This window comes from Streptomyces thermoviolaceus, from assembly GCF_045209695.1.
GTDB classification, from domain to species: domain Bacteria; phylum Actinomycetota; class Actinomycetes; order Streptomycetales; family Streptomycetaceae; genus Streptomyces; species Streptomyces thermoviolaceus.
Genome location: NZ_CP109280.1, coordinates 3048847 through 3073482, shown reverse-complemented (window position 1 = coordinate 3073482; position 24636 = coordinate 3048847). Strand labels below are relative to the sequence as shown.

Sequence of the window (24636 nt, the reverse complement as noted above, 5' to 3'; positions counted from 1 at the left end):
CAAACCCCCATCACTGTCAGCGCTACCGGTAGACTGGACGACAATCCCGCCCCGAACGTGGGGACCGTCCGGGAAAAGCTGAGCAACGCTGAATCAAGGCTGACCAACGCACCATGCCGCAGCCGCTCCGGCACTCTCCCCCAAAGGGGGCACTCACGGAGCTCGGCTCGTGCTGTGCCAGAAAGGGCGCTTCGTGGCCGATTCCGGCAACCCCAACGAGAACATCCCGTCCACCGACGCCGACGTCAGCGGTTCCGCCCCGGCGGGCGGCACCGCGGCTTCGTACGACGCCAGCGCCATCACCGTCCTCGAGGGGCTGGACGCGGTCCGCAAGCGACCCGGCATGTACATCGGCTCCACCGGTGAGCGCGGTCTGCACCACCTCGTCTACGAGGTGGTCGACAACTCCGTCGACGAGGCCCTGGCCGGGCATGCCGACACCATCGACGTGACGATCCTGCCCGACGGCGGGGTCCGCGTCGTCGACAACGGCCGCGGCATCCCGGTCGGCATCGTCCCCTCCGAGGGCAAGCCGGCCGTCGAGGTCGTGCTGACCGTGCTGCACGCGGGCGGCAAGTTCGGCGGGGGCGGCTACGCGGTCTCCGGTGGTCTGCACGGTGTCGGCGTCTCCGTGGTGAACGCCCTGTCGACCAAGGTGTCCGTCGAGGTCAAGACCGACGGCTACCGGTGGACGCAGGACTACAAGATGGGCGTGCCCACGGCCCCGCTGGCCCGCCACGAGCCCACGGACGAGACCGGCACCTCGGTCACCTTCTGGGCCGACCCGGACATCTTCGAGACCACCGACTACTCCTTCGAGACGCTCTCCCGGCGTTTCCAGGAGATGGCCTTCCTCAACAAGGGCCTGACCATCCGGCTCACCGACGAGCGCGAGTCGGCGAAGGCCACCAGCGGCGCCGACGAGGCGGGCGCCGACCAGAAGGACGAGGTCAAGTCGGTCACGTACCACTACGAGGGCGGCATCGTCGACTTCGTGAAGTACCTCAACTCCCGCAAGGGAGAGGTGGTGCACCCCTCCGTCATCGCCCTCGAGGCCGAGGACAAGGACAAGAGCCTGTCCCTCGAGGTCGCGATGCAGTGGAACACCGGCTACAGCGAGGGCGTGTACTCGTTCGCCAACATCATCCACACCCACGAGGGCGGTACCCACGAGGAGGGCTTCCGCGCCGCGCTGACCTCGCTGATCAACAAGTACGCGCGCGACCGGAAGCTGCTGCGGGAGAAGGACGACAACCTCACCGGTGACGACATCCGCGAGGGTCTGACCGCGATCATCTCGGTCAAGCTGAGCGAGCCGCAGTTCGAGGGCCAGACCAAGACCAAGCTGGGCAACACGGAGGCCAAGACCTTCGTGCAGAAGGCGGTCTACGAGCACCTCGCCGACTGGCTGGACCGCAACCCGAACGAGGCCGCGGACATCGTCCGCAAGGCCATCCAGGCGGCCACCGCGCGCGTCGCGGCGCGCAAGGCGCGCGACCTGACCCGCCGCAAGGGCCTGCTGGAGACCGCGTCGCTGCCGGGCAAGCTGGCCGACTGCCAGTCCAACGACCCGTCCAAGTGCGAGATCTTCATCGTCGAGGGCGACTCCGCGGGCGGCTCGGCCAAGTCCGGCCGCAACCCGCAGTACCAGGCGATCCTCCCGATCCGCGGCAAGATCCTCAATGTCGAGAAGGCGCGCATCGACAAGATCCTGCAGAACGCGGAGATCCAGGCGCTGATCTCGGCGTTCGGCACCGGTGTGCACGAGGACTTCGACATCAGCAAGCTCCGCTACCACAAGATCATCCTGATGGCGGACGCCGACGTCGACGGCCAGCACATCAACACGCTGCTGCTGACCTTCCTGTTCCGCTTCATGCGGCCGCTGGTGGAGGCCGGGCACGTGTTCCTGTCCCGTCCCCCGCTGTACAAGATCAAGTGGGGCCGGGAGGACGTCGAGTACGCGTACTCCGACCGCGAGCGCGACGCGCTGATCGAGCTGGGCCGCCAGCGCGGCAAGCGGATCAAGGAGGACTCGATCCAGCGCTTCAAGGGTCTCGGCGAGATGAACGCCGAGGAGCTGCGGGTGACCACCATGGACCCGGACCACCGGGTGCTCGGCCAGGTCACTCTCGACGACGCCGCCCAGGCCGACGACCTGTTCTCGGTGCTGATGGGCGAGGACGTGGAGGCCCGCCGCCAGTTCATCCAGCGCAACGCCAAGGACGTGCGCTTCCTCGACATCTGAGTCGGTCTCAGCTGACCGCACCAGGAAGGATCCTCACCAGCAATGGCCGACGAGAACACTCCCGTGACGCCTCAGAACCCGGAAGACGAGGGCGGCGACATCGCATTGCGCGTCGAGCCCGTCGGGCTCGAGACGGAGATGCAGCGCTCCTACCTCGACTACGCGATGTCCGTCATCGTCTCGCGTGCGCTGCCGGACGTCCGGGACGGTCTCAAGCCCGTCCACCGCCGGGTGCTGTACGCCATGTACGACGGCGGCTACCGCCCCGAGCGCGGCTTCTACAAGTGCGCCCGCGTGGTCGGCGACGTCATGGGCAACTACCACCCCCACGGCGACTCCTCCATCTACGACGCGCTGGTCCGCCTCGCCCAGCCCTGGGCGATGCGGATGCCGCTCGTCGACTCCAACGGCAACTTCGGTTCGCCGGGCAACGACCCGGCGGCGGCCATGCGCTACACCGAGTGCAAGATGGCGCCGCTGTCGATGGAGATGGTCCGTGACATCGACGAGGAGACCGTCGACTTCACGGACAACTACGACGGGCGCTCCCAGGAGCCGACCGTCCTGCCCTCCCGCTTCCCGAACCTGCTGATCAACGGCTCGGCGGGCATCGCGGTCGGCATGGCGACCAACATCCCGCCGCACAACCTGCGCGAGGTCGCCGCCGGCGCCCAGTGGTACCTGGAGAACCCGGACGCCTCCCACGAGGAGCTGCTGGACGCGCTCATCGAGCGGATCAAGGGCCCGGACTTCCCGACCGGTGCGCTGGTCGTGGGCCGCAAGGGCATCGAGGAGGCCTACCGCACGGGCCGCGGCTCCATCACCATGCGCGCGGTGGTGGAGGTCGAGGAGATCCAGGGCCGCCAGTGCCTGGTCGTCACCGAGCTGCCCTACCAGGTCAACCCGGACAACCTCGCGCAGAAGATCGCCGACCTGGTCAAGGACGGCAAGATCGCCGGCATCGCGGACGTGCGGGACGAGACCTCCTCCCGCACCGGCCAGCGCCTGGTGATCGTCCTCAAGCGGGACGCGGTCGCCAAGGTCGTCCTGAACAACCTGTACAAGCACACCGACCTGCAGACCAACTTCGGCGCCAACATGCTGGCGCTGGTCGACGGCGTGCCGCGCACCCTGTCGCTGGACGCGTTCATCCGGCACTGGGTGGGCCACCAGATCGAGGTCATCGTCCGCCGGACCCGCTTCCGGCTGCGCAAGGCCGAGGAGCGCGCCCACATCCTGCGCGGCCTGCTCAAGGCCCTGGACGCCATCGACGAGGTCATCGCGCTGATCCGGCGCAGCGAGACCGTCGAGGTCGCGCGCGACGGCCTGATGGGCCTGCTGGACATCGACGACATCCAGGCCAACGCCATCCTCGAGATGCAGCTGCGCCGGCTGGCCGCCCTGGAGCGCCAGAAGATCGTCCAGGAGCACGACGAGCTCCAGGCCAAGATCGACGAGTACAACGAGATCCTGGCCTCCCCGGCCCGCCAGCGGGGCATCGTCAGCGAGGAGCTGGCCGCGCTCGTCGAGAAGTACGGCGACGACCGCAAGACCAAGCTGGTGCCCTACGAGGGCGACATGTCCATCGAGGACCTGATCGCCGAGGAGGACATCGTCGTCACGGTCACCCGCGGCGGCTACATCAAGCGGACCCGGACCGACGACTACCGGGCCCAGAAGCGCGGCGGCAAGGGCGTCCGCGGGACGAAGCTGAAGGAAGACGACATCGTCGACCACTTCTTCGTCTCCACCACGCACCACTGGCTGCTGTTCTTCACCAACAAGGGCCGGGTGTACCGGGCGAAGGCCTACGAGCTGCCCGAGGGCGGCCGGGACGCGCGCGGCCAGCACGTGGCGAACCTGCTGGCCTTCCAGCCGGACGAGACGATCGCCGAGATCCTCGCCATCCGCGACTACGAGGCGGCGCCGTACCTGGTGCTCGCCACCAAGTCCGGTCTGGTCAAGAAGACGCCTCTGAAGGATTACGATTCGCCGCGCTCCGGCGGTGTCATCGCGATCAACCTGCGGGAGCGGGAGGACGGAACCGACGACGAACTGATCGGTGCCGAACTCGTCTCGGCAGAGGACGATCTCCTTCTGATCAGCAAGAAGGCGCAATCCATCAGGTTCACCGCATCGGACGAAACCCTGCGTCCCATGGGCCGCGCGACCTCGGGCGTCAAGGGCATGAGCTTCCGCGAGGGCGACGAACTGCTCTCGATGAATGTCGTGCGACCCGGTACGTTCGTGTTCACCGCCACCGACGGTGGTTACGCGAAGCGGACCTCCGTCGACGAGTACCGCGTCCAGGGTCGCGGCGGCCTCGGCATCAAGGCCGCCAAGATCGTGGAGGACCGCGGATCGCTCGTGGGTGCGCTGGTGGTCGAGGAGGGCGACGAGATCCTCGCCATCACGCTCTCGGGCGGCGTGATTCGCACGCGGGTCAACGAGGTCAGGGAGACGGGCCGTGACACCATGGGCGTCCAACTGATCAACCTGAGCAAGCGCGATGCCGTGGTCGGCATCGCACGAAACGCCGAGGCGGGACGCGAGGCGGAGGAGGTCGACGGCGAGGAGGCCGCCGGCACCGCCGCCGAGGGTGCCGCGACCACCGGCACGGACGAGGGTGAGGCGCCCTCGGCCGAGTAGCACGAGGAGTGAGTCATCGTGAGCGGAGCCACGGGCGCCGGATCAGCCGGTACCTCCAGAGGTACGGAAGCGGACGGCGGCGGCCGTGGCTCCGCCGCGCATGTGACCGACACGCGCACGACCAACCTCAAGCCCATCCGGCCGTCCGCGGCCGACGCGCCCGGCGCCCACGGACCCCAAGGGGGAGCGGTGACGGACACTCGAGGTCACGCCCAGCCGCCGGCCGGCCGCCCGGCCTCACCGCTGCCCTCGGAGCGGCCGCAGCAGCCCGCCACGCCCTACCACCCGCCGCAGGCCTACGCGGCGGACGAGGACGGCCGCACCGGCGCGGTCCGCAGGCCGCGCACCGGTGCCCGCACCACCCCCCGCACCCGCAAGGCCCGGCTGCGCGTGGCCAAGGCCGACCCCTGGTCGGTGATGAAAGTCAGCTTCCTGCTGTCCATCGCCCTCGGCATCTGCACGATCGTGGCCGCCGCCGTGCTGTGGATGGTCCTGGACGCCATGGGCGTCTTCTCCACGGTCGGCGGAACGATCTCCGAGGCCACCGGGTCCAGCGGGTCCAACGGCTTCGACCTGCAGTCCTTCCTGTCCCTGCCGCACGTGCTGACGTTCACCACGATCATCGCGGTGATCGACGTGGTCCTGGTGACGGCCCTGGCGACCCTGGGCGCCTTCATCTACAACCTCTCCGCCGGCTTCGTCGGCGGCGTGGAAGTGACCCTGGCCGAGGACGAATGACACCCGCCGCCGGCGTGGCGCGCCCCGCGACCGGCGGCCCGCGGCCAACCGATTTTGGTACTGACCGCCTCGTGCGCTAATCTTCAGGAGTCAGCGCGCGGGACACACACCGCAGAGCGCGGCGGGGCTATAGCTCAGTTGGTTAGAGCGCATCCCTGATAAGGATGAGGTCACTGGTTCAAATCCAGTTAGCCCCACCAGGGCGAAGACCCCCGGTCCGGACGGATCGGGGGTCTTTGACATCCATGGCTGACATCAGCCGATGAGCGGATCTTCCAGTAGCTCGGCGAGCATGCCGACCGCTTCCCGCTCACTCTCGCCGACCACGTGCGTGTAGACGTCCATGGTCATGCTGATCTGGCTATGGCGAAGGATCGCCTGAGCCACCTTTGGGTGCACTTTCAGGAAGGCAAGCAGGGTTCCGCAGGTGTGCCGGGCCAGCCGACCGTGATGCGGCGGACGCCAGCCCGCTTGACGAGGCGGTCGAAGGTGCGGGAGAAGTTCACCGGGTCGATCATGCCGCCGTGCTCGGAGGAGAAGACCAGGTCATGGTCCGGCTTCTGTGCCCAGCGATCACCGGCGATTTTCCGTTCCAGCTCCTGAAGCTCCCGGCGCTCCTTCAGGACGCGAGCGCAGAACTCCGGGAGCGGGAGCACGGCTTGTGAGGACTCCGTCTTGAGGTCCTTAAGGACCAGGCCCACGCCCTTGACCCGCTGCACCTGCTTGACCGGGGTGACATGGCCGGCCTCGAAGTCGATGTCCTGCCAGCGAAGACCGAGCACCTCGCTGCGGCGGAGGCCGAGGACCAGGACGAGGACACAGGCCGCGTAGAGGCGGTGAGCGCGGACCGAGCGGAGGAACGTGATCGCTTCCCGCGCGCTCCACGCCGTGCCTCTGTCCTTGGGCACCTTAGGCATGTCGACCAGGAGGGCGACGTTGCGCGTGACCAGCTCCTCGCGCATGGCCCGGTTGAGCGCGTTGCGTAGGACGCGGAGGACCTCGAAGCGGGTGGAGGCGCCGACTTTCTCCCGTGCCAGCGTGGCCATGAAGGCGCGAATCTGCGCTGGGGTGAGCTTGGTTAACGGCTTCTTCCCAAGGTGAGGCACGAGGTAGAGCCTCACCTTGGACTCGTACTTGGCGTACGTGTTGTACTCGCGTTCCGGAGCGATGATGTGCTCCAGCCAGTAGGCAAGCCACTCGCCGAGCGTCCAGGACCGGGACGGTACCGGAATACCGTTGCGCTCCTGGTCCTGGAGCTTGCTGAGCTTCTCGTTGGCTTCGTCCCAGGTCCGGCCATACACGTACTTGCGCACCCGGTTGCCGTCCGTGTCGGTCACGTACGCAGCACCCTGGTAGCGACCATCGGACCGTTTGGTGATCGTGCCGCCGCCATTGGGCCGACGCTTCGCCATCAGGCAGCCTCCCCGATCTGCTCGGCGATGAAGTCGCGGACCGCGTAATCCGGGATGCGTCGGCATCCATCGACCTTGATGGAGACGAGGCGGTTGGTGCGGATCAGGTCGTACACCTTGGTCCGGCCCACCTTGAGCCGCGCCATGACCTCCGGCACGGTCAACAGCTCAACGGGTGCGGTGGTCATGCTGTGGCTCCTTCCAAGGCCAGTTCGTCTTGCAGGGCTTCGCGTGCTGTTTCGCGGTTGAGGCGGATTTCGCGGGCGATGGAGGCGGCGAGCCAGGACTCGCCGGGGGTGTGGCCCTGTCCGGCGTAGGTCCAGTGGGCGAGGGTGAGCGTGGTGGCTTCCTCGTCGTCGGGGTCGGGCAGGCCGAGAGCGGCGCGTTGCTGGGCGGCGCGGTAGTCGGCGCGGGCCTGGCGCAGGGCGCCGAGAGTGGTGGAGTAGCGGCGGGACTTGGTGGAGAAGTGGCCGCGGAAGCCGAGCATGTGGGCCCAGCGGGCCAGCAGCCGGTCGGGGTAGGCGTCGTTGAGCGCCCAGCACGCTTCGATGAGCCGCCGTGTGTGGTTGGGCAAGGTCAGCTTGCCCAGCTCGGCCAGCTCGCCGATGCGGCGGTCGACGGTGCCGGTGGTCTCGGCGGCCTTGGTGGCGTACTTGGCCACATAGGAGGCCACGGCCTGCTCGGTCAGCTCCTCGCGCCCCAGCGCGCCGATGGGTCGCACGTCGACCTGGGAGCCCCAGCGCAGGGTGCGGGCCGGGTGACCACTAGAGGCGGGTACCGGCACGGCGACCCGGGCGGCAGCAGCCCGGATGGAGGCGTCCAGGAGAGCAACGGTGGCCCAGGCCGGCGGCGGGGTGTCCGGGCCGGTGGGGCCGTCCAGACGGATGACGGCGTGGAAGTGGACGTTGCCGCGCTTTTGGAACTCGGCGACCTTGCCGAAGGAGACCCGGCACACCTCCCGCATGGCCGTCTGGGTGATGCCCGCACGCTTAGCGATCTCCCGGCGCAGGTAGATGGTGAAGCGCCGCCACAGATCCCCGGCGTGGTTGTTCCACAGCACCGCTCCGGCGTAGTCGTACGTGGTCGGGTCCAGGGCCGTGCCCAGGGCGGGGTCGTCCTCGGCGTGCCGGGCACCACAGCGGCAGCACCCCGTGTCGGGCCGGTTGTGCACCGGGCCGAACGAGGGGGCGGTGAGGGTGGCGAAGACACGGGGGTGCTCCCGCACGGTGGCGGGCACGTCCTTGCGTTCGTCGCCGATGATCCCGGCGCGGATCAGGTGGTAGGTGTCCCCCGCGTAGGTCCAGGCGCAGGCCGGGCAGCGGGAGGCACGACGGTTGCCGCAGGCCACCCGGAGCACACCGCCCGGCTCACTCTCCGTGCTGTAGGAGTACAGGACATCGCCGGTTTTAGCGTCGCGGGTGACCGTCGAGCCCCGCAGGCGGATCGGGTTGGCACAGCCGCCGGTGCGGCGGATCTGCTCCTGCCAGCGGTCGAAGCCGGGGGTATTGGCGACCCGCAGCAGGTCAGCGAGGGTCAGGGGATCGGTGCCCAGGGAGGCCGCGGCACCGGCCACGGCCTCCGGGGCGACGGGGAACACCGTCACGCGGCCACCGCCTCAGTGGCCATGGCCCGCAGATGCCGGCGGACCGTCGCGAACTGCCTCTTGGAGAGGGTGCAGTGGAGGATCCGGTAGTTGTCGAACCGCTTCTCATGCGCACTCCAAGCTTCGCTGGTGGACGCGTCGTCGTCGCACATCTGCCAGAACGCCACCAGATGGCAGACGTTGTTCATCAGCTCCGGCAGACCCCACCGGTTGGCACCGTCGACGATGAAGGCCGCGACCTTCTCCAAGTCCGGACGGCGTTCATGGACGTAGTCCGAGGCGTACAACGCGAGGGTCAGCGCCACACTCGGCAGCTGTGCGAGCACGGCCGGGGACAGAGACACCGTTCGCGAAGCCGTATGCGTCGCAGGCATCATGGAAGCTCCCTTCAATGGGACGCGAGGGGCGATGCGTCTGCTTGGCGGTAGGGCGTCGCCCCTTCTTGCTGCACCGGAGATGACTACATCCCTAGGGAGATTGAAGCGAACCTCCCTAGGGATGTCAATGTCACTCGGGTGCTTTCAGGAGCTCCAGGCGGCAGTGCGTAAGAGGCCCCTTCGGGAGCCGGTGAGAGGGGTTTCCGGGGGCGCTGTGTGAGAGGGGTGCGCTAGGGTAGATATCGCGAACCACCCTAGGGAGCCTGAGGAGCCAAGAGTTATGCCCGAGACAGCGCGGCAGATTGCCGATGATCTCCGGGCGCGGATCGAATCCGGTGAGCTGGCACCGGGCGATCGGTTGCCCGGTGAGCCATCACTTGTACGGACGTACGGCGTTGCCAAGATGACCGCCAACCAAGCGTTGAAGATCCTCGTGAGCGAGGGGCTCGCCGTCGCCCGGCCAGGCTCTGGAACCTACGTGAGGGAGTTCCGGCCGATTCGGCGTGTGGCAAATGATCGGCTGGCCAAGTCGCGGTGGGCGGCTGGGCAATCCATCTGGTCGGCAGACGTCGCCCAGCGGCCTCTAGTGACTGATGTGCAGGTCTACGAGGCAAAGGCACCTCATCAGGTGAGCCGTTGTCTCAACCTGGAGCCCGGCGCCCCGGTCATCGTCCGGAGTCGTAAGTTCGTCGTGGAGGACCGTCCGGTCCAGATGGCTACGTCGTACCTCCCCGCTGAACTGGTCCGAGGCACCGCCATCGAGCAAGAGGACACCGGCCCAGGCGGCAGCTATGCCCGGCTTGCCGAGCTTGGAGCCGAGCCGGTGCGGTTCAGTGAAGAGCTGCGCGCCCGCATGCCCAGCGAGGACGAGCGGACGGCTCTGGGACTGGCTCCTGGTACGCCTGTAATCGAGATCTGCCGGATTGCCTACACCGCCGAAGACCGACCGGTCGAAGTTAACCAGATGCTCTTGGACGCCGGTTCCTATGTCCTTGAGTACCGCCTGAGCAGCTAAGACTGGCTAGCCCGTTACAGGTTTCTCTACCTCATCAAGCACCCGTCGTCGCTTCGCTCCTCCGGGCGGGCGCGGGCGGCCGGCGGCGCCCGCGCTCATGTCTCCGCCCCGCTCGGCACCGCCAGCCGCCCACTCCCGCCCAAGAGGCAGGCACGTTGTGCATGAGGTCAGAACACGTCGTGGCTGGGGCCGGTCGGCTCCACGGCTTTAGGCAGCCACTTTGGCGCGAGCCTCGCAGATCATGGCCCCAGATCGGGCATTAGCGGGCAGGTCCACAAGCCTGCCCGATTCGCGGGCCAGCGTAAGGGGCCATGATCACTCGCGCCAAAGCAGCTCCAGCCCAAAGCCGCTCCGCCGACCTCTACGCCAGGTGCGGGACCGTGCGCTCCTAGTGATGAAGTGGTCGTGCAGGAAGCCGCTATGGCGCCGTATTTCCCTGTCACACTGGCCAGCATCACCAGTCGGGGGAGGGCAGGGTGACATCACGTAGGGGGTATCAGCCTCGGGACCACCGGGGGCGTTGGATAGCGTCGAACCGACCACGCCAGAAGGGGCCACCGTGGTGGTTCGTTGTGGGCTTCGTAGCGATCTTCATGGTCTTGATCTACATGCGGTAGCGCAGCAGGCAGCTGGGCATCGCTCGACGAAGGAACCGGCAGCTGCCCTGTCAAGGGTGGTCCTATCCGCTGACATCAGTCACTGACATCAACACAGGCGGACGACGCTGACCAACACTGAATGTCGAGACACATAGACGCGGCGCCATGAGGCGGTTGTCCGACGCTGTCTCAGCGTAGGGATCGACCTGATAAGGATGAGGCCACTGGTTCAAATCCAGTTAGCCCCACAGTGGGAAAACCCCCGGTCCACCAGGGCCGGGGGTTTTCTGCTGCTCGATGCGCACGGGGGGTGGCGGCCGACCGAAGCGGGCCACGCGTGCCGCGGTGCGGAACGTGCTGCGCGCCGGCGTGAGGGCTGCCCATACGGGCTTAGGTCGTGCTCGTCGTCGGTGTGGTCGTCGGCAGGGTCCGGTCGCCTCGCACGGGGGGAACTCGTCGTGGGCGCGTTCGCCGCGCTGTTCGCGGTGGCGCCGGGCGTGGCGCTCCTGACGGGCCGCAGAAACCGGGAGGCGGTGTGTGCCGCCTGCAGAGGCACGTTTCGGCCGGGCCGAGTGGATCGTGTAGGAGAGGCGGGCCGTCGTGACAGGTCCGTACAGGCCCGTACGACGCGAGATCCCCGGCCGCGAGCGGCCGGGGATCTGTGTGATGGGTGCGATGGTGCCGAGGTGACGGTGGTCCTGTACGCAGATCGCCGTTACGTCATGGTGGTGGCTGGAGGACCCGGAGGTTCCGGGCCGGCACTGTCAGCGCTGCAGGGGGATGTGGGGCCGGGACGGTGGGGCGACGGGGGCGCACACCGGGTCCGTCGCGAGCGAGGGAGCTTCGGAGAGCGGACGGTGGCGGCAGCGGGGGCTCTTGCCGTGGGCCTCGGCGCGGATCCTCTGCTTCATCGTGGGGGGCAGGGAGCGGGCCTGAAGCCTGGACCACGGTGAGATCGTCCTGACTGGCACCCGGGTCGTGCTCTTGGGTGCCGCCTCGGGCTGCGTCGCGGCGGTGGCCGTGGTGGCGGCGGTCGTGGTGATCAGTCCGAGCGCCGTGCAGAGCGCGAGAAAGGCGGTGACGATGGCGGTCCACAGCTTCTTGACCTTGTGCTGGTCCATGGCCCCTCACTTTCGGGTTGGGCGATTTGCGTACTTTGCTCATGATGTGTATGTGGGCCGCGAAGTGGTGGACCGACGCTCGGGGTGCCGGGATCTTCCGATGAACACCACTCGGATGGACGCATGAGCGGCGAAAAAGTGAGATGAAGGGAGGAGCGTGGACAAAGTCACCGTCCGTGCGGGGCTCGTCACGCTCCGGCCGAAGCGGCTGGTGAGGCGTCTGACGCGGCTCGTGCCAGGGCAGTTGAGGGCGGGCACGGGCCGCAAGCGAGTTCGTGCCGGTGTGTATAGTCGGGCGCCAGAGGTCCTCTACGTCAACGAAAGACGAGGTCGCGCGGTGAAGAAGCTTCTCCTGGTCGCACTGGCCGCCATCGGCGGGCTCCTCGTGTACCGCCAGATCCAGGCCGATCGCGCCGAGCAGGACCTGTGGACGGAGGCCACCGACTCCGTGTCCACGGGTTCTTGATCACCCACAGTCGATTCTGAGCAGACCCCGGCCGCCGCAGCGGTCGGGGTTTCGTGTTGCCGGGCGCCGGACGCGCCGCTGGCTCCGGTTGCGGGGCCGGCGGAGATGCGGTAGGCGTCGCCGGGCGCAACGGACGAGGTGCGCGGCGACGCGCGGCGGGTACGGGCGACGTCCTGCCGGGTGAGGGCCGGTGGAGGGATTCGGCTCGGCGGCGTCGTATCGCCCGGTGTGCGGCCGCGCGGGACCAGGCGTACGCCGGTCGCGGCGTCGCCCGGCGTACGCCTGGCTCGGCCCCTGCCTCGGGTCGCCGGCGGCGGCCGGTACGGCTCGTCGGCCGGTGCGGGTCGTGCGGTGCGCGGGTGTCTGCCGCCGGGTGCCGGTGCCGTGGCAGAAGAGGGCGCGCCGGGCCGGTCGGCGGGTTCCTCGGCGCAGGAGCTCGACGGCGTCCGACGGTGCCGTCAGCTCTGGTGGGCCTGGTAGTGGGCGACCGCGTCGGCGGTGCGGCCGGCTCCGTACACCCGCAGGAATTCGGCGAGTTCGGGGTGGGTGGGTGCGAGGCTGTCCGCGGCCTCGATGATGTCGCTCGCGGCGGCCACCGAGCGCAGCAGCGACTGGATCTCGCGGACCACCCGCTTGACCGTCGGCGCGCTCGAACTGGTCACGTGCTGCGTGGTGTTGGTGAGCACCGCCCCTCCCTGAGACCGTTTGATCTCCTCCATGCGCTCGGTGGCCTCGGCGGCACTGACACTGCCGTCCGCCACCTGGACCGCCAGCTCCTGCAGCAGCTGCACGCGCTGGACCACCGCGGGATTGCCGATCTTCGCGCGCTGGCCGCTCATCAGCTGCGACAGCATCGGTGCGGACAGCCCCAGCACCCCCGCAAGACGGGCCTGGTTGAGCCCGAGGTCGTCTATGAGCCTGCGGAAGAGCGTCCCCAAGGGCTCCCCGTACCAGTTCCGCTGCAGTTCCCGCGCTCTGGCGGTGGCTTCCTGCTGTGCGGCGTCCATTGCGTCTCCCCATCGCTTCCCCGAGTAGGCGGTTCGCTGTAGCGAACCACGCGGAGCATCTTACGGAGCGTGGTCGTCGAGGGGGACCCCCAATCTTTTTGCCGGATCCAGGGGAAGACCCGGTACTCTGTTGTGCGGTGCCGACCGGTGGGCCGTTCCTCCGGCCGGGCCTTCCCTTCCGGGGCCTTAGCTCAGTTGGTAGAGCGCTGTCTTTGCATGGCAGATGTCAGGGGTTCGACTCCCCTAGGCTCCACCGCAGGTCAGACGCCCTTCGGATCGGTGATCCGGAGGGCGTCTCGCGCTGTCGGAGGCCGTTGCACCGCACTGAGCGGCCGTTGGGTCCCGGGCCGGCCGGACGCGCTCGGTGCCCCTCGCTTCCGCCTGACGATGCCCCGCCCGGACGCCCGCACCAGGGGCGCGGTCCGTCCGGCGGGCCGGGACAGGGTGCACCGGCGCGTGGGCCGGGGCCGGAGCGCCGGTCCCCTCCAGTGAAGTACGTACCGACACGGGGAAGTTGGGCAGGTGTCACCGCTCCGAGCCGGGTGGCTCGCCCGGTGGTGCGGGACCAGGGGGCGTGGAACCGGGAGGCGTGGGCCCGGGCGGCGGCCCGGAAGCGTCCGGGCCTTTTCCCGCGGTGCCGGACGCCGGGGCTCCGCTGCCGGGCGTCCCGGCCGGTCCCGCGGTGTCCGGGAGGTCGGCCGCCTCGGCCGGGCGGAGCAGGCTCCAGGCCACCGAGACCGCCAGCACGACGACGATCACGCCGAGGCTGACCAGGGTGGGGATCTCGGGCACCGCGGGGCTGACGAGCTTGTGGCAGGCCTGCAGGACCAGCTTCACCCCGATGAACCCCAGGATGACCGCCAGGCCCTTGCTGAGGTGACGGAACCGGTCCAGCAGTCCCGACAGCATGAAGTACAGGGCGCGCAGACCCAGGATGGCGAAGGCGTTGCTGGTGTAGACGATGAAGACGTCGTCGCTGACGGCCAGCACGGCCGGGACGCTGTCCACGGCGAAGACCAGGTCGGCGGCCTCGATCGCGGCGACGACGGCGAGCAGGGGAGTCGCCGTGCGCCGCCCGGCTTCCTTGACGAAGAACTTCGTGCCCGCGTACTCGCTCCGCACCGGGATCATGGTGCGCAGCAGCCGGACGGCGATGCTGCGGCCGGGGTCGAAGCTCTCGTCCTGCCCTGCGAGGATCTTGTAGACGCTGTAGAAGAGGATCGCGGCGAAGACGAACAGGACGGCGGTGAAGCGGCTGACCACGGCCACACCGGCGGCGAGGAAGAGACCGCGGAACACCAGGGCCCCGATCACCCCGAAGAACAGCACCCGGTGCTGGTAGGCGCGGGGCAGCCGGAAGTAGGAGAAGATCAGGGCGAACACGAAGAGGTTGTCGACCGACAGGCTCTTCTCCAGCAGCCACGCCGTGATGTACTCCGTGCCGGCCGTCCCGCCGAGGACGAGGAAGACGACCACGCCGAAGACGAGCGCGAGCCCGACCCACAGCCCGCTCCAGGCGGTGGCCTCCTTGAAGCCGATGACGTGCTCGTGGCGGTGGGCCAGCAGGTCGGTCACCAGTGAGGCGACGACCACGGCGGCGAAGACCGCCCAGAGCCAGAACGGCACATCGAGCACGCGGGCCTCACAGGGGTCGGCCGGGCACCTCTCCGTTACCCGAGTCTGCCGCAGCGTGCCGGGTGCGGCACCGCGGGAGAGGCGAACGGCGCACCTCGGGAACCGTCACCGGTGACGTCCGCCCGGTCACCGAGCGCGACCGTGGCGGGCGGAGACCGAGGCGGCCGTCGCTGGTGCAAACAGGCCGGACGGGCGGGTGGAACGGGGACGGGGCGGCCGCCGGCGGGAGGCCGGGGCGGCATCGAGGGGAGACAGCCGGGCGGCGGTGGTTCGGGCCGGTTCGGGTGGTTTGCTGTTCGCGGCAGAGAAAGCTCCCCTTCGGGTCGGGCGGGCCGAGCGGAGGGGAGCTGCGCGGTCGAGGGGACGGTGCGGGCGTCCGGGGCGGGCCGGGCGGTCAGGCCCGGTCGTCGCGGTCGGTGGGCGGCTCCTCGGTGCTCCCTGCCTCCTGCGGGCCCGGCTCCGTCGTCGTCCGGCCGCTGCCGTCGACGGCGGACAGCCGGCCGGTCTCGGGCACCTCGGTCGCGGCCGGGGGCTCCACCAGCCAGTCGGGGTTGGCCTGCTTGTCCCACCACTTCCAGGCCGCGAAGGCGCCGCCCGCCAGGACGCCCGCGATCGCGAGCAGCTTGGCCACGCGGCCGGCCCGACAGCGCCGGCTGTGCTTGCGGGCGAGCTTCTGGATCTTCTCCGGCGGGACCTGGCCGCGCAGCGCGAGCAGCGCGGCGGCGCTGCGTGCGGCGGCCTCGTCGGCCGCCGGGCCGGCGACGGCCCGTGCCTGCTCGATGCGCGGCCGGGAGTACTCGGCGGCCCTGCGCGCGGCCTGACGGGTGCGGCAGGCGGCCACCTGGGCGGCCTGGTCCAGCTTCGGCGGCACATACGTCATGGCCTGCACACGGGCCTGCTCCAGCCGGGGTGCGACGTAGGCGCCGTACTGGGCACGGGCCTGGTCGGCGGCCAGGGACACCTTCGGTGCCAGCCGTACGCGGGCCTCGTGCGCGTAGGCCGCGGCCCTCTCCCTGGCCGTGTCGGCGTAGGGCGCCACCACTTCCGCGGCGTGCAGCACGCTGTCCTTCGCCGATCCGGTCGCGGCGCGCACGCTGTCGATGCGGGTCACGGGTTCCTCCTCCTCGGTGGCGTACGGGGAATCGACTTTCCACCCATTTACGGATCATGCCTGTCACAGGACCCCTGGGCATGCGAGAGCGGGCAACCGGGTCACGGGCGGCGACTCGGTCCCCCGGAGCCCTTCCGGTGACGGGGTCCACGGGAGACGATGGGACGGGACAAGGGACGAACGGGTCTGAAGGGGATCAACAGGGGAAAAGAGAGCTTTTCGCGACCTTTCCACGGATCGGTGCGCACCATCCCCGACCCGGGCGGATCCGCCCCGATTTCCGCAACCGGCTTCCGTCCCGCGGTGCGCGTCGAGCGGCCGCCGGGGACGCGCGGCACGGGGCGTGCGAGGATCGGGGAGCTAAAGGAAGACAACGGAAGGCAGATCGTGGCTGAGCAGCTCTACGCCACCCTGAAGACCAACCACGGCGACATCAAGGTCCGGCTTCTGCCGGACCACGCCCCGAAGACGGTCCGCAACTTCGTGGAGCTCGCCAAGGGCGAGCGCGAGTGGACGCACCCCGCCACCGGCAAGAAGTCCACGGACAAGCTGTACGACGGCACGGTCTTCCACCGGGTGATCAGCGGTTTCATGATCCAGGGCGGTGACCCCCTGGGCAACGGCACCGGCGGTCCGGGTTACACCTTCGAGGACGAGTTCCACCCGGACCTGCGCTTCGACCGGCCGTACCTGATGGCGATGGCCAACGCCGGCCCGGGCACCAACGGCTCGCAGTTCTTCATCACCGTCGCCCCGACGGCCTGGCTGACCCGCAAGCACACCATCTTCGGCGAGGTCACCGACGAGGCGAGCCAGAAGGTCGTGGACGCCATCGCGAACACGAAGACCAACCCGCGCAACGACCGTCCGGTCAGTGACGTCGTCATCGAGTCGGTCGTCATCTCGGGCGACGCCTGACGGACCGCTCGAGACCGCACCGGGCCCGGCGGGAGCGGACCGTGCCGGGAACCAAACGCCCCGCTCGTCCGTAGGGATGGGCGGGGCGGTGCGGTGCACTCCGCGGCATGGCCCTGACGTGCCGCCGTCCGCGACGAACACGAGGGGACCGAATGGACCAGGCACCAGGCAGCCCGCAGGGCCCGCTGGAGCGGGGCGCGGCCGGCCGCGGTCCGGTCGGCGACGGGCCGGCGGACGACGGCCACGGCGCCCCGGACCTGCCGGTGTGCTACCGCCACCCGGACCGTGAGACCGGCATCCGCTGCACCCGCTGCGAGCGGCCGATCTGCCCGGAGTGCATGGTGAACGCTGCGGTCGGCTTCCACTGCCCGCAGTGCGCCCGGCAGGGCTCCGGCGTGGGACCGGCGCCGGCCGCCACCCGGCCGCGCACCCTCGCCGGCGGCGTCGTCGCCGCCGACCCCCGGCTCGTCACCAAGGTGCTCATCGGCCTGAACGTGGCCTTCTTCCTGGTGCAGCTGGCCGTCGGCGACCGTTTCACCTACCGGTTCGAGCTGCTCGGCCAGGCGTACCAGCCGGGCGTCGAAGGCGTCCAGGGCGTCGCGCAGGGCCAGTGGTACCGGCTGCTGACCGCGATGTTCCTGCACGGCGGCTATGTGCACATCGCGTTCAACATGCTCAGCCTGTGGTGGATCGGCGGCCCGCTGGAGGCGGCCCTGGGCCGGGCCCGCTACCTCGCGCTGTACCTGGTCTCCGGGCTGGCCGGCAGCGCGCTGAGCTATCTGCTGGCCGAGCAGAACCAGCCCTCGGTCGGTGCCTCGGGCGCCATCTTCGGCCTGTTCGGCGCGACGGCCGTGCTCATGCGGCGGCTGCGCTACGACATGCGCCCGGTCGTCGCCCTGTTGGTGATCAACCTGATCATCACCTTCACCTGGGGCGGCATCGCCTGGGAGGCGCACGTCGGCGGCCTGGTGACCGGGGTGGTCGTCGGCTACGCGATGGTCCACGCTCCGCGCCGCCGCCGGGCCCTGGTGCAGTACGGCACCTGTGCGCTGATGCTGGCGGCCGTGGTCGTCGTGACCCTGCTGAGAACCGCCCAGCTCACCTGACGGGAGCCCCGGGCGCCCCGGACGAGTGCGCGTACGCACAGTTGTCCACAAACGGTGGCCGATCTTGTGCACACTGTGCGCGATCAGGTGGGGCCATCGCTGCTCACCTGAGTTTGCGCAGGTCAGCCCGGGTCTCGCAGGTGTTCGCCGGAGCGGTGCGACAGTCCTACCGGCGTCAAGGGGCGACTGGTTATCCACAGATCGTCGGCTTTTCCCCAGCCTCCGTGTGGAAATTCCACCAGCCCTGTGGATAACTCAGCGGAAGGCCGTGGGCAGAGCCGTGCGCACCGCCCGGACGTCCTGCTTCCGGCCGCCTATTTCCACTGCGTGGAGACGCCGAACCCGGCCGCGATGAAGCCGAATCCCACCACGATGTTCCAGTTCTCCAGCTGTTCCACGGGCAGCGAGCCGTCGGTGACGTAGAAGACGACGATCCAGGCCAGACCGATGACGAACAGCGCGAGCATGACGGGGGCCACCCACCCGCGGCTCTGCAGCTTGACGCTCGCGGCCTGCTTGGTCGGCGGCGGCGTGTAGTCGGCCTTCTTGCGGATACGTGACTTCGGCACGAGGGTCTCTCCTGTCGATGCGCTGCGTGGCCGCGCAAGGATACGGGCTGGCTCGGGGCAGCCTACAAGGGGAAACTGAGCACTCCCCCGGGCGTCCGTTAGCGTAGTGCTTCCACGGCGCCGAAGGAGATAAGGGTACGTTGAGCAATTCCGCCGACTTCCCGGGAACGCGCCCCGGTCCGGGTGTCCGTCCGGGCGGACCGCGCCGGGTGCGGCCCGTGCGGATCCTCACCGCGTCCGTCTTCGCTCTCGCCGGGCTGCTCTTCTTCACCAGTTTCCACACCGCCAAGGGCACCGACATACGGACGGACTCCTCCCTGCTGAAGCTGTCCGACCTCATCCAGGAACGCAGCCGCAAGAACCAGGAACTGGACGCGTCCAACGCGGCCCTGCGCGGCGAGGTGGAGTCCCTCGCCCGCCGCGACGACGGCGGCACCGCGGCCGAGGACGACAAGCTCGCCGGTCTGGAGAAGAGCGCGGGCACCCGGCCGCTGAAGGGCCGGGCGATCACCGTCACCCTCAACGACGCGCCCCCGAACGCCACCGCCAAGCTCCCCGGCTACCCCGAGCCGCAGCCCGACTACCTGGTCATCCACCAGCAGGACCTGCAGGCCGTGGTCAACGCGCTGTGGCACGGCGGCGCGCAGGGCATCAAGGTCATGGACCAGCGGCTGATCTCCACCAGCGCGGTGCGCTGCGTGGGCAACACCCTGATCCTCCAGGGCCGCGTCTACTCCCCGCCGTACAAGATCACCGCGGTCGGCGACCCCGACAAGCTCCGCCGAGCGCTCGCCGACTCCCCGGCGATCCAGAACTACATGGTGTACGTCAACGTCTACGGGCTCGGCTGGAAGGTCACCGACGACGGCACGGTGACCCTCCCCGGCTACACCGGGACCGTGGACCTGCAGTACGCCGAGCCGCTGGATTCCCCCGCCGCACACTGAACCGGGCGCGGGGCGGCGCCCCGGGGCGCACGGTGGTGAAGGCCGTACCAGCACCTTGTGGACGACCGCCTGTCCGGGGCGTCGCGCCGCTAGTCTGGTGGACGAAAGCGGCGGGAGACCCGTGCCGTGATGCGAGGGAAGGGACGGCATGTACGGCTGGATCTGGCGGCATCTGCCGGGCAACACCTGGGTGAAGGCGCTGATCTCACTGGTGCTGATCCTGGCCGTCGTCTATGTCCTGTTCCAGTACGTCTTCCCGTGGGCCGAGCCGCTGCTTCCCTTCAACGATGTGACGGTGAACAACCAGTGAGCGCACGGATCCTCGTCGTCGACAACTACGACAGCTTCGTCTACAACCTCGTGCAGTACCTGTACCAGCTGGGCGCCGCCTGCGAGGTGCTGCGCAACGACGAGGTGCGTACGGAGCACGCCCAGGACGGCTTCGACGGCGTGCTGCTGTCGCCCGGACCGGGCACACCGGAACAGGCGGGCGTGTGCGTGGACATGGTCCGGCACTGCGCGGCCACCGGCGTGCCGGTCTTCGGCGTGTGCCTGGGCATGCAGTCCATCCAGGTCGCTCACGGCGGTGTGGTCGGCCGGGCCCCCGAGCTGCTGCACGGCAAGACCTCCCTGGTGGAGCACGAGGGCAAGGGGGTGTTCGCCGGCCTGCCCTCCCCCTTCACCGCGACCCGCTACCACTCGCTGGCGGCCGAGCCCGCGACCGTCCCGGACGAGCTGGAGGTCACCGCCCGCACCCGCGACGGCATCGTCATGGGCCTGCGCCACCGCGAACTGCCGGTGGAGGGCGTGCAGTTCCACCCGGAGTCGGTGCTCACCGAGCACGGGCACCGGATGCTCGCCAACTGGCTCGTGGAGTGCGGCGACGAGGATGCCGTGGCGCGGTCCGAGGGGCTCGCCCCGGTGGTGGGCAGGGCCACGGCGTGACGGCGCTGCGCCCCGAGCGCGAGTCCGGAGCCGACTGGTATCCGGCGGGGGCGTACGACGCCCCCTGGGAGCCGCGCACGGCGCCGTACGACCCGCACGGTTCGGGGACGCCGTATCCGCCGCCCGACGGCTCCGGGGAGCCGCCCGTGGCCGACGACGCGGAGACGATGGCGCTGCGCATCCCCTCCCCGTCGGCCCCGCCGGACTCCGCGGGCACCGCGGCGCACGGTTCCCACGGGCGCCGGGAGGCCCCGCCCGCGACCGGCGGCCGGGCGGCGCGCAGACGGGCCGCCAAACGCCGCCGCGGCCGCCGTGCGGCCGGCAGCGGACCGAGGGTGCCCCAGCGGACGGCCCCCCGGGATCCGTCCGCCCCGCTGAGCCGCGTGGAGGCACGCCGGCTGGCCCGGGCCCGCAGACCGAGCCCGGGGGTCGTCGCCAGCCGGATCATCGGCGAGCTGTTCATCACCACCGGCGTGGTGATGCTGCTGTTCGTCACCTACCAGCTGTGGTGGTCGAACGTGCGCGCCCATCAGCAGGCCGGGCACGAGGCGCACCAGTTGCAGGACGACTGGGCCAGCGGCAAGCGTGCGCCGGGGACGTTCGAACCGGGGCAGGGCTTCGCGATCCTGCACATCCCCAAGCTCGACGTGGTGGTGCCGATCGCCGAGGGCACCGACAAGACCAAGGTGCTCGACAAGGGCATGGTCGGCCACTACGGGCCCGGGAGCTTCGACACCGCGATGCCGGACGCGAAGACCGGCAACTTCGGGCTCGCGGGCCACCGCAACACGCACGGCGAGCCGTTCCGCTACATCAACAGGCTCACGCCCGGTGACCCGATCGTCGTGGAGACGCAGGACACCTACTACGTCTACAAGATGACGTCGATGCTGCCGGTGACCTCGCCTTCGAACACCGCCGTTCTCGATCCGATCCCGGCGGGCTCCGGCTTCACCAAGCCCGGACGCTACATCACCCTCACCACCTGCACGCCGGAGTTCACGAGCAAGTACCGCCTGATCGTCTGGGGCAAGATGGTCGAGGAACGGCCGCGCAGCAAGGGCAAGCCGGATGCGCTCGTCGATTGAGAGCCGCGAAGACAAGGGCGGATGACAGTGGCAGCGACCACGGACGGCACGACAGAGCACACCGACGACGACACCGAACGGCGTCCGCGCCGCGGCACCGGCCGCCTGGCGCAGGCCGTCAGCGTCCTCGGTGAACTTCTCATCACGGCGGGCCTGGTGCTCGGGCTGTTCGTCGTCTACTCGCTGTGGTGGACGAACGTCATGGCGGACCGCACGGCCGACCGGCAGGCCGACAAGGTCCGCGAGCAGTGGGCCCACCCCGCCCCCAGCGGCCCGGGCGCCCTGGACACCAAGGACGGCATCGGCTTCCTCCATGTGCCGGCCATGCACAACGGCGAGGTCCTGGTGAAGAAGGGCACCTCGCCGGACGTCCTCAACGACGGCGTGGCCGGCTACTACGTCGACCCGGTCAAGGCGACGCTGCCGACGAGCGGCAAGGACGGCAACTTCACCCTGGCCGCCCACCGGGACGGCCACGGCGCGAAGTTCCACAACATCGACAAGCTGCACAAGGGCGACCCGATCGTCTTCGAGACGCGTGACAACTGGTACGTCTACAAGGTCTTCGCGATCCTCCCCGAGACCTCGAAGTACAACGTGGACGTCATCGCGCAGGTCCCGAAGGAGGCGGGCGTGAAGAAGCCCGGCCGCTACATCACCCTGACGACCTGTACGCCGGTGTACACCAGCCGGTACCGGTACGTGGTCTGGGGCGAGCTGGACCGCGTGGAGAAGGTGGACAGCGAGCGGACGCCGCCCGAGGAACTGCGGTGAGGTGACCGTCCGGCCGCCGGGCACGTCTCGTGCGGCACGGCCGCGGGGCACCTCGCGCACAGCACGCAGGACATACACGTGCAGGACATGCACGTGCAGGACATGCACAGGTGGGCCTCTGCCGGGACCATGTCCCGGCAGAGGCCCACCTGCTCAAGAGCGGATCAGCCGCGGATCAGCCGAAGAAGCCGCCGTTGTGGCCGCCTCGGTCGGCCGCCGGGTTGGGGCCGCCCGGGCCGCCCCCGATCGCCGTCAGGGTGATCTGCGTGCCGGCGGGGTTGTCGACCGGCTGGTTCGGCTGCGGGTCCTGGGCGATGACGAACGCGTTGGGATCCTGGCTGCCGTTGACCTTGATGTTGGTGAAGCCGGCCTGCGAGAGGATCTGCTGCGCCTCACCGAGCTTGTGACCGCGGACCTGCGGGACCGGCGTCTGCTGCGGTGGCGGCGCCTGCTTGCCGATCTTGAGGGTCACCGTGGAGCCCTTCTCGACCGGGGTGCCTGCCGCCGGCGAGATCTCGAAGACCTTGTCGATCTGGTTCGGGTCGGTGGTGTCCTCCTGGACGCAGCTGGCCTTCAGACCGCTGCCCTGCAGCTGGGCCGTGGCTTCCTCGCAGGTCTTGTTGAGGACGTCCGGTACCGGGACCCTCTCGACCGGCTTGGCGACCGTGACAGTGATCGTGGAGCCCTTCTCCACCTCCTGGTCACCGGCGGGGTCCTGGGAGATGACGACGCCCTCGGGCCGGTCGGACTCCTCGGTCTTCTGCTCGACCTTGAAGCCCTTGGCCTCGAGCTGGGACTGGGCCGTCTCGAAGGTGAGACCCGTCACGTCGGGCACGAGCACCTTCGGCGCGCCGGTCGACAGCACCAGGCTGACCGTCTCGCCCTTCTTGATCTCCGTGTCCTTGGCCGGGTCCTGCGAGCAGACCCTGCCCTTGGGCTCGTTGTCGCAGGGCTGCTCGGTGAATGTGACCTCCAGGCCGACGTTCTCCGCCATCTTCTCGGCGTCCGCCTTGGTGTGGTCGACGAAGTTCGGCACGTTCACCTTGTCGTTGCCGACACCGTGTCCGGTGGTGAGCATCCTGCCGATGAGGACGGCGCCCGCGAGGACCAGGATGCCGGCGACGACGAGCAGGATCGTCGAGGTGTGGGACTTCTTCTGCCGGCGCCGTCCGGGCCGTTCGTCGTAGCCGTAGCCGCCGTCGTCCGGGGTCACGGGCGGCATCGTCGTCGTGGCCGGGGCGCCGGAGTCGGGGCGCAGAGCCGTGGTGGGCTGGTCGTCGCCGTAGGTGCCGTAGCCGACGGTGCCCATGGCCGCGGTGGCCGCGACCGGCTGGCCGTCGAGGCAGGCCTCGATGTCGGCGCGCATCTCGTCGGCGGTCTGGTAGCGGTAGTCGGGGTCCTTGACCAGGGCCCGCAGCACGATCGCGTCCATCTCCGGGGAGATCTCCGGGTCGAAGACGCTCGGCGGCTGCGGTTCCTCACGGACGTGCTGGTAGGCGACGGCGACCGGGGAGTCGCCCACGAACGGCGGGCGGACCGTCAGCAGCTCGTACAGCAGGCACCCCGTCGAATACAGGTCGGAGCGGGCGTCGACCTGCTCGCCCTTGGCCTGCTCCGGAGAGAGGTACTGCGCGGTGCCGATGACGGCGGCGGTCTGCGTCATCGTCATGCCGGCGTCACCCATGGCACGGGCGATGCCGAAGTCCATCACCTTGACCTGGCCGGTGCGCGTCAGCATGACGTTGGCCGGCTTGATGTCGCGGTGGACGATGCCGTTGCGGTGCGCGTACTCCAGGCCCTGGAGGATGCCGATGGTCATCTCCATGGCCCGCTCCGGCAGCAGCTTGCGACCGCTGTGCAGCAGCTCGCGGAGGGTGGAGCCGTCGACGTACTCCATGACGATGTACGGGATCGAGACCCCGTCGATGTAGTCCTCGCCCGTGTCGTAGACCGCGACGATCGCGGGGTGGTTGAGCGAGGCGGCCGACTGGGCCTCCCGGCGGAACCGGGCCTGGAAGGAAGGGTCGCGCGCCAGGTCGGCGCGCAGTGTCTTCACCGCCACGGTGCGACCCAGGCGGGTGTCATGCGCGAGGTACACCTCCGCCATGCCACCACGGCCGAGCACCTGGCCCAGCTCGTACCGGCCGCCGAGGCGACGCGGCTCTTCCATAGCTACCTACCAGCCCTCTCCGTCGGTCCCGGACCGGCACCACGTGTGCCGCCGGAGCTGCCGTCCGGGCCTACCGTACCCGGCTCGCTCTGTGTGACCTGGCCAAGCCCGCCACCCGATACAGGACCGGTATCGCCA

Annotated in this window: 23 protein-coding genes and 2 tRNA genes; 14 read left to right on the top strand and 11 right to left on the bottom strand. The window is 69.5% G+C overall.

The annotated features are described in order from the left end of the window. The first annotated feature begins 169 nt into the window (after nucleotides 1–169). The 4 genes from gyrB (at nucleotide 170) to OG899_RS13420 (ending at nucleotide 5835) form a co-directional block, all read left to right on the top strand. Complete coding sequence (gyrB, locus tag OG899_RS13435; protein ID WP_125496677.1) at nucleotides 170–2248, top strand: DNA topoisomerase (ATP-hydrolyzing) subunit B; 2079 nt, start codon at nucleotides 170–172, stop codon at nucleotides 2246–2248. A gap of 42 nt (nucleotides 2249–2290) precedes the next feature. Continuing rightward, a complete protein-coding gene (gene gyrA / locus OG899_RS13430; protein WP_125496676.1) occupies nucleotides 2291–4897 on the top strand; it encodes a DNA gyrase subunit A in 2607 nt (868 codons plus the stop codon). 18 nt (nucleotides 4898–4915) lie between these two features. Next, on the top strand, nucleotides 4916–5635 hold the full coding sequence (locus OG899_RS13425) for a DUF3566 domain-containing protein (protein WP_125496675.1): 720 nt from the start codon (nucleotides 4916–4918) through the stop codon (nucleotides 5633–5635). Nucleotides 5636–5758: 123 nt separating this feature from the next. Continuing rightward, a tRNA-Ile gene (locus OG899_RS13420) sits at nucleotides 5759–5835 on the top strand. A gap of 55 nt (nucleotides 5836–5890) precedes the next feature. Here OG899_RS13420 and OG899_RS13415 read toward each other — a convergent pair. The 5 genes from OG899_RS13415 to OG899_RS13395 are packed head-to-tail and all read right to left on the bottom strand — an operon-like array spanning nucleotide 5891 to nucleotide 8994. Continuing rightward, nucleotides 5891–6022: a hypothetical protein gene (locus OG899_RS13415; protein ID WP_268245751.1), complete on the bottom strand. Its 132-nt coding sequence runs from the start codon at nucleotides 6020–6022 to the stop codon at nucleotides 5891–5893. A gap of 14 nt (nucleotides 6023–6036) precedes the next feature. Next, nucleotides 6037–7047 carry a tyrosine-type recombinase/integrase gene (locus tag OG899_RS13410; protein ID WP_406311041.1) on the bottom strand — a complete coding sequence of 337 codons (1011 nt, stop codon included), beginning with the start codon at nucleotides 7045–7047 and terminating at the stop codon, nucleotides 6037–6039. After that, nucleotides 7047–7235: a helix-turn-helix domain-containing protein gene (locus OG899_RS13405; protein WP_189427936.1), complete on the bottom strand. Its 189-nt coding sequence runs from the start codon at nucleotides 7233–7235 to the stop codon at nucleotides 7047–7049. Before OG899_RS13405 ends, OG899_RS13410 begins: the two co-directional genes overlap by 1 nt. Continuing rightward, nucleotides 7232–8620 carry a replication initiator protein RepSA gene (repSA, locus tag OG899_RS13400; RefSeq protein ID WP_189427959.1) on the bottom strand — a complete coding sequence of 463 codons (1389 nt, stop codon included), beginning with the start codon at nucleotides 8618–8620 and terminating at the stop codon, nucleotides 7232–7234. Before repSA ends, OG899_RS13405 begins: the two co-directional genes overlap by 4 nt. 26 nt (nucleotides 8621–8646) lie before the next feature. Further along, nucleotides 8647–8994 carry a hypothetical protein gene (locus tag OG899_RS13395; RefSeq protein WP_189427935.1) on the bottom strand — a complete coding sequence of 116 codons (348 nt, stop codon included), beginning with the start codon at nucleotides 8992–8994 and terminating at the stop codon, nucleotides 8647–8649. Nucleotides 8995–9307: 313 nt separating this feature from the next. Between OG899_RS13395 and OG899_RS13390 the strand changes: the two genes are divergently transcribed. Continuing rightward, on the top strand, nucleotides 9308–10042 hold the full coding sequence (locus tag OG899_RS13390) for a GntR family transcriptional regulator (RefSeq protein WP_189427934.1): 735 nt from the start codon (nucleotides 9308–9310) through the stop codon (nucleotides 10040–10042). 1363 nt (nucleotides 10043–11405) lie between these two features. Here the strand turns inward: OG899_RS13390 and OG899_RS13385 are convergent. Continuing rightward, entirely contained in the window at nucleotides 11406–11762 is a 357-nt protein-coding gene (locus tag OG899_RS13385; protein WP_125496674.1) for a DUF6344 domain-containing protein, read from the bottom strand. Nucleotides 11763–12099: 337 nt separating this feature from the next. On the opposite strand from OG899_RS13385, the gene OG899_RS13380 reads away from it, so the two are divergent. Next, a complete protein-coding gene (locus OG899_RS13380; RefSeq protein WP_221886882.1) occupies nucleotides 12100–12228 on the top strand; it encodes a DLW-39 family protein in 129 nt (42 codons plus the stop codon). Nucleotides 12229–12686: 458 nt separating this feature from the next. On the opposite strand, the gene OG899_RS13375 is transcribed toward OG899_RS13380, so the two are convergent. Beyond that, nucleotides 12687–13235 (bottom strand): DNA-binding protein, encoded by a 549-nt coding sequence (locus OG899_RS13375; RefSeq protein WP_125496673.1) that lies wholly within the window; start codon nucleotides 13233–13235, stop codon nucleotides 12687–12689. A 180-nt stretch (nucleotides 13236–13415) separates the two neighbouring features. On the opposite strand from OG899_RS13375, the gene OG899_RS13370 reads away from it, so the two are divergent. Continuing rightward, nucleotides 13416–13488: transfer RNA gene (locus OG899_RS13370), tRNA-Ala, on the top strand. A 272-nt stretch (nucleotides 13489–13760) separates the two neighbouring features. Here the strand turns inward: OG899_RS13370 and OG899_RS13365 are convergent. Next, nucleotides 13761–14870, bottom strand: a complete 1110-nt coding sequence (locus OG899_RS13365; protein WP_125500800.1) for a TerC/Alx family metal homeostasis membrane protein — start codon at nucleotides 14868–14870, stop codon at nucleotides 13761–13763. Nucleotides 14871–15264: 394 nt separating this feature from the next. Then, complete coding sequence (locus tag OG899_RS13360) at nucleotides 15265–15981, bottom strand: DUF5324 family protein (protein ID WP_168131844.1); 717 nt, start codon at nucleotides 15979–15981, stop codon at nucleotides 15265–15267. A gap of 387 nt (nucleotides 15982–16368) precedes the next feature. Between OG899_RS13360 and OG899_RS13355 the strand changes: the two genes are divergently transcribed. Then, on the top strand, nucleotides 16369–16899 hold the full coding sequence (locus tag OG899_RS13355) for a peptidylprolyl isomerase (protein WP_125500448.1): 531 nt from the start codon (nucleotides 16369–16371) through the stop codon (nucleotides 16897–16899). Between the two features lie 152 nt (nucleotides 16900–17051). Continuing rightward, a complete protein-coding gene (locus tag OG899_RS13350) occupies nucleotides 17052–18005 on the top strand; it encodes a rhomboid family intramembrane serine protease (protein WP_189427933.1) in 954 nt (317 codons plus the stop codon). Nucleotides 18006–18319: 314 nt separating this feature from the next. On the opposite strand, the gene crgA is transcribed toward OG899_RS13350, so the two are convergent. Next, the gene (gene crgA / locus OG899_RS13345; RefSeq protein ID WP_125500450.1) at nucleotides 18320–18574 is read right to left on the bottom strand and encodes a cell division protein CrgA; all 255 of its coding nucleotides are present in this window, start codon (nucleotides 18572–18574) and stop codon (nucleotides 18320–18322) included. A gap of 140 nt (nucleotides 18575–18714) precedes the next feature. Here crgA and OG899_RS13340 point away from each other — a divergent pair, with 140 nt between their 5' ends. The 5 genes from OG899_RS13340 to OG899_RS13320 all read left to right on the top strand — a co-directional run bounded on the left by OG899_RS13340 (nucleotide 18715) and on the right by OG899_RS13320 (nucleotide 22328). Further along, nucleotides 18715–19521 carry a DUF881 domain-containing protein gene (locus OG899_RS13340; RefSeq protein ID WP_125500451.1) on the top strand — a complete coding sequence of 269 codons (807 nt, stop codon included), beginning with the start codon at nucleotides 18715–18717 and terminating at the stop codon, nucleotides 19519–19521. A 148-nt stretch (nucleotides 19522–19669) separates the two neighbouring features. Continuing rightward, nucleotides 19670–19831 carry a hypothetical protein gene (locus OG899_RS13335; protein ID WP_125500452.1) on the top strand — a complete coding sequence of 54 codons (162 nt, stop codon included), beginning with the start codon at nucleotides 19670–19672 and terminating at the stop codon, nucleotides 19829–19831. Beyond that, nucleotides 19828–20466, top strand: coding sequence for an aminodeoxychorismate/anthranilate synthase component II (locus tag OG899_RS13330; protein ID WP_125500453.1), 639 nt, complete (start codon nucleotides 19828–19830; stop codon nucleotides 20464–20466). The genes OG899_RS13335 and OG899_RS13330 overlap by 4 nt, the downstream gene beginning before the upstream one ends. Further along, nucleotides 20463–21554, top strand: a complete 1092-nt coding sequence (locus OG899_RS13325) for a class E sortase (protein WP_125500454.1) — start codon at nucleotides 20463–20465, stop codon at nucleotides 21552–21554. Before OG899_RS13330 ends, OG899_RS13325 begins: the two co-directional genes overlap by 4 nt. Nucleotides 21555–21575: 21 nt before the next feature. Beyond that, nucleotides 21576–22328 (top strand): class E sortase, encoded by a 753-nt coding sequence (locus OG899_RS13320; protein ID WP_185867980.1) that lies wholly within the window; start codon nucleotides 21576–21578, stop codon nucleotides 22326–22328. A gap of 175 nt (nucleotides 22329–22503) precedes the next feature. Here OG899_RS13320 and pknB read toward each other — a convergent pair whose 3' ends face one another. Next, the gene (pknB, locus tag OG899_RS13315) at nucleotides 22504–24498 is read right to left on the bottom strand and encodes a Stk1 family PASTA domain-containing Ser/Thr kinase (RefSeq protein ID WP_168131847.1); all 1995 of its coding nucleotides are present in this window, start codon (nucleotides 24496–24498) and stop codon (nucleotides 22504–22506) included. Nucleotides 24499–24636: the final 138 nt, after the last annotated feature.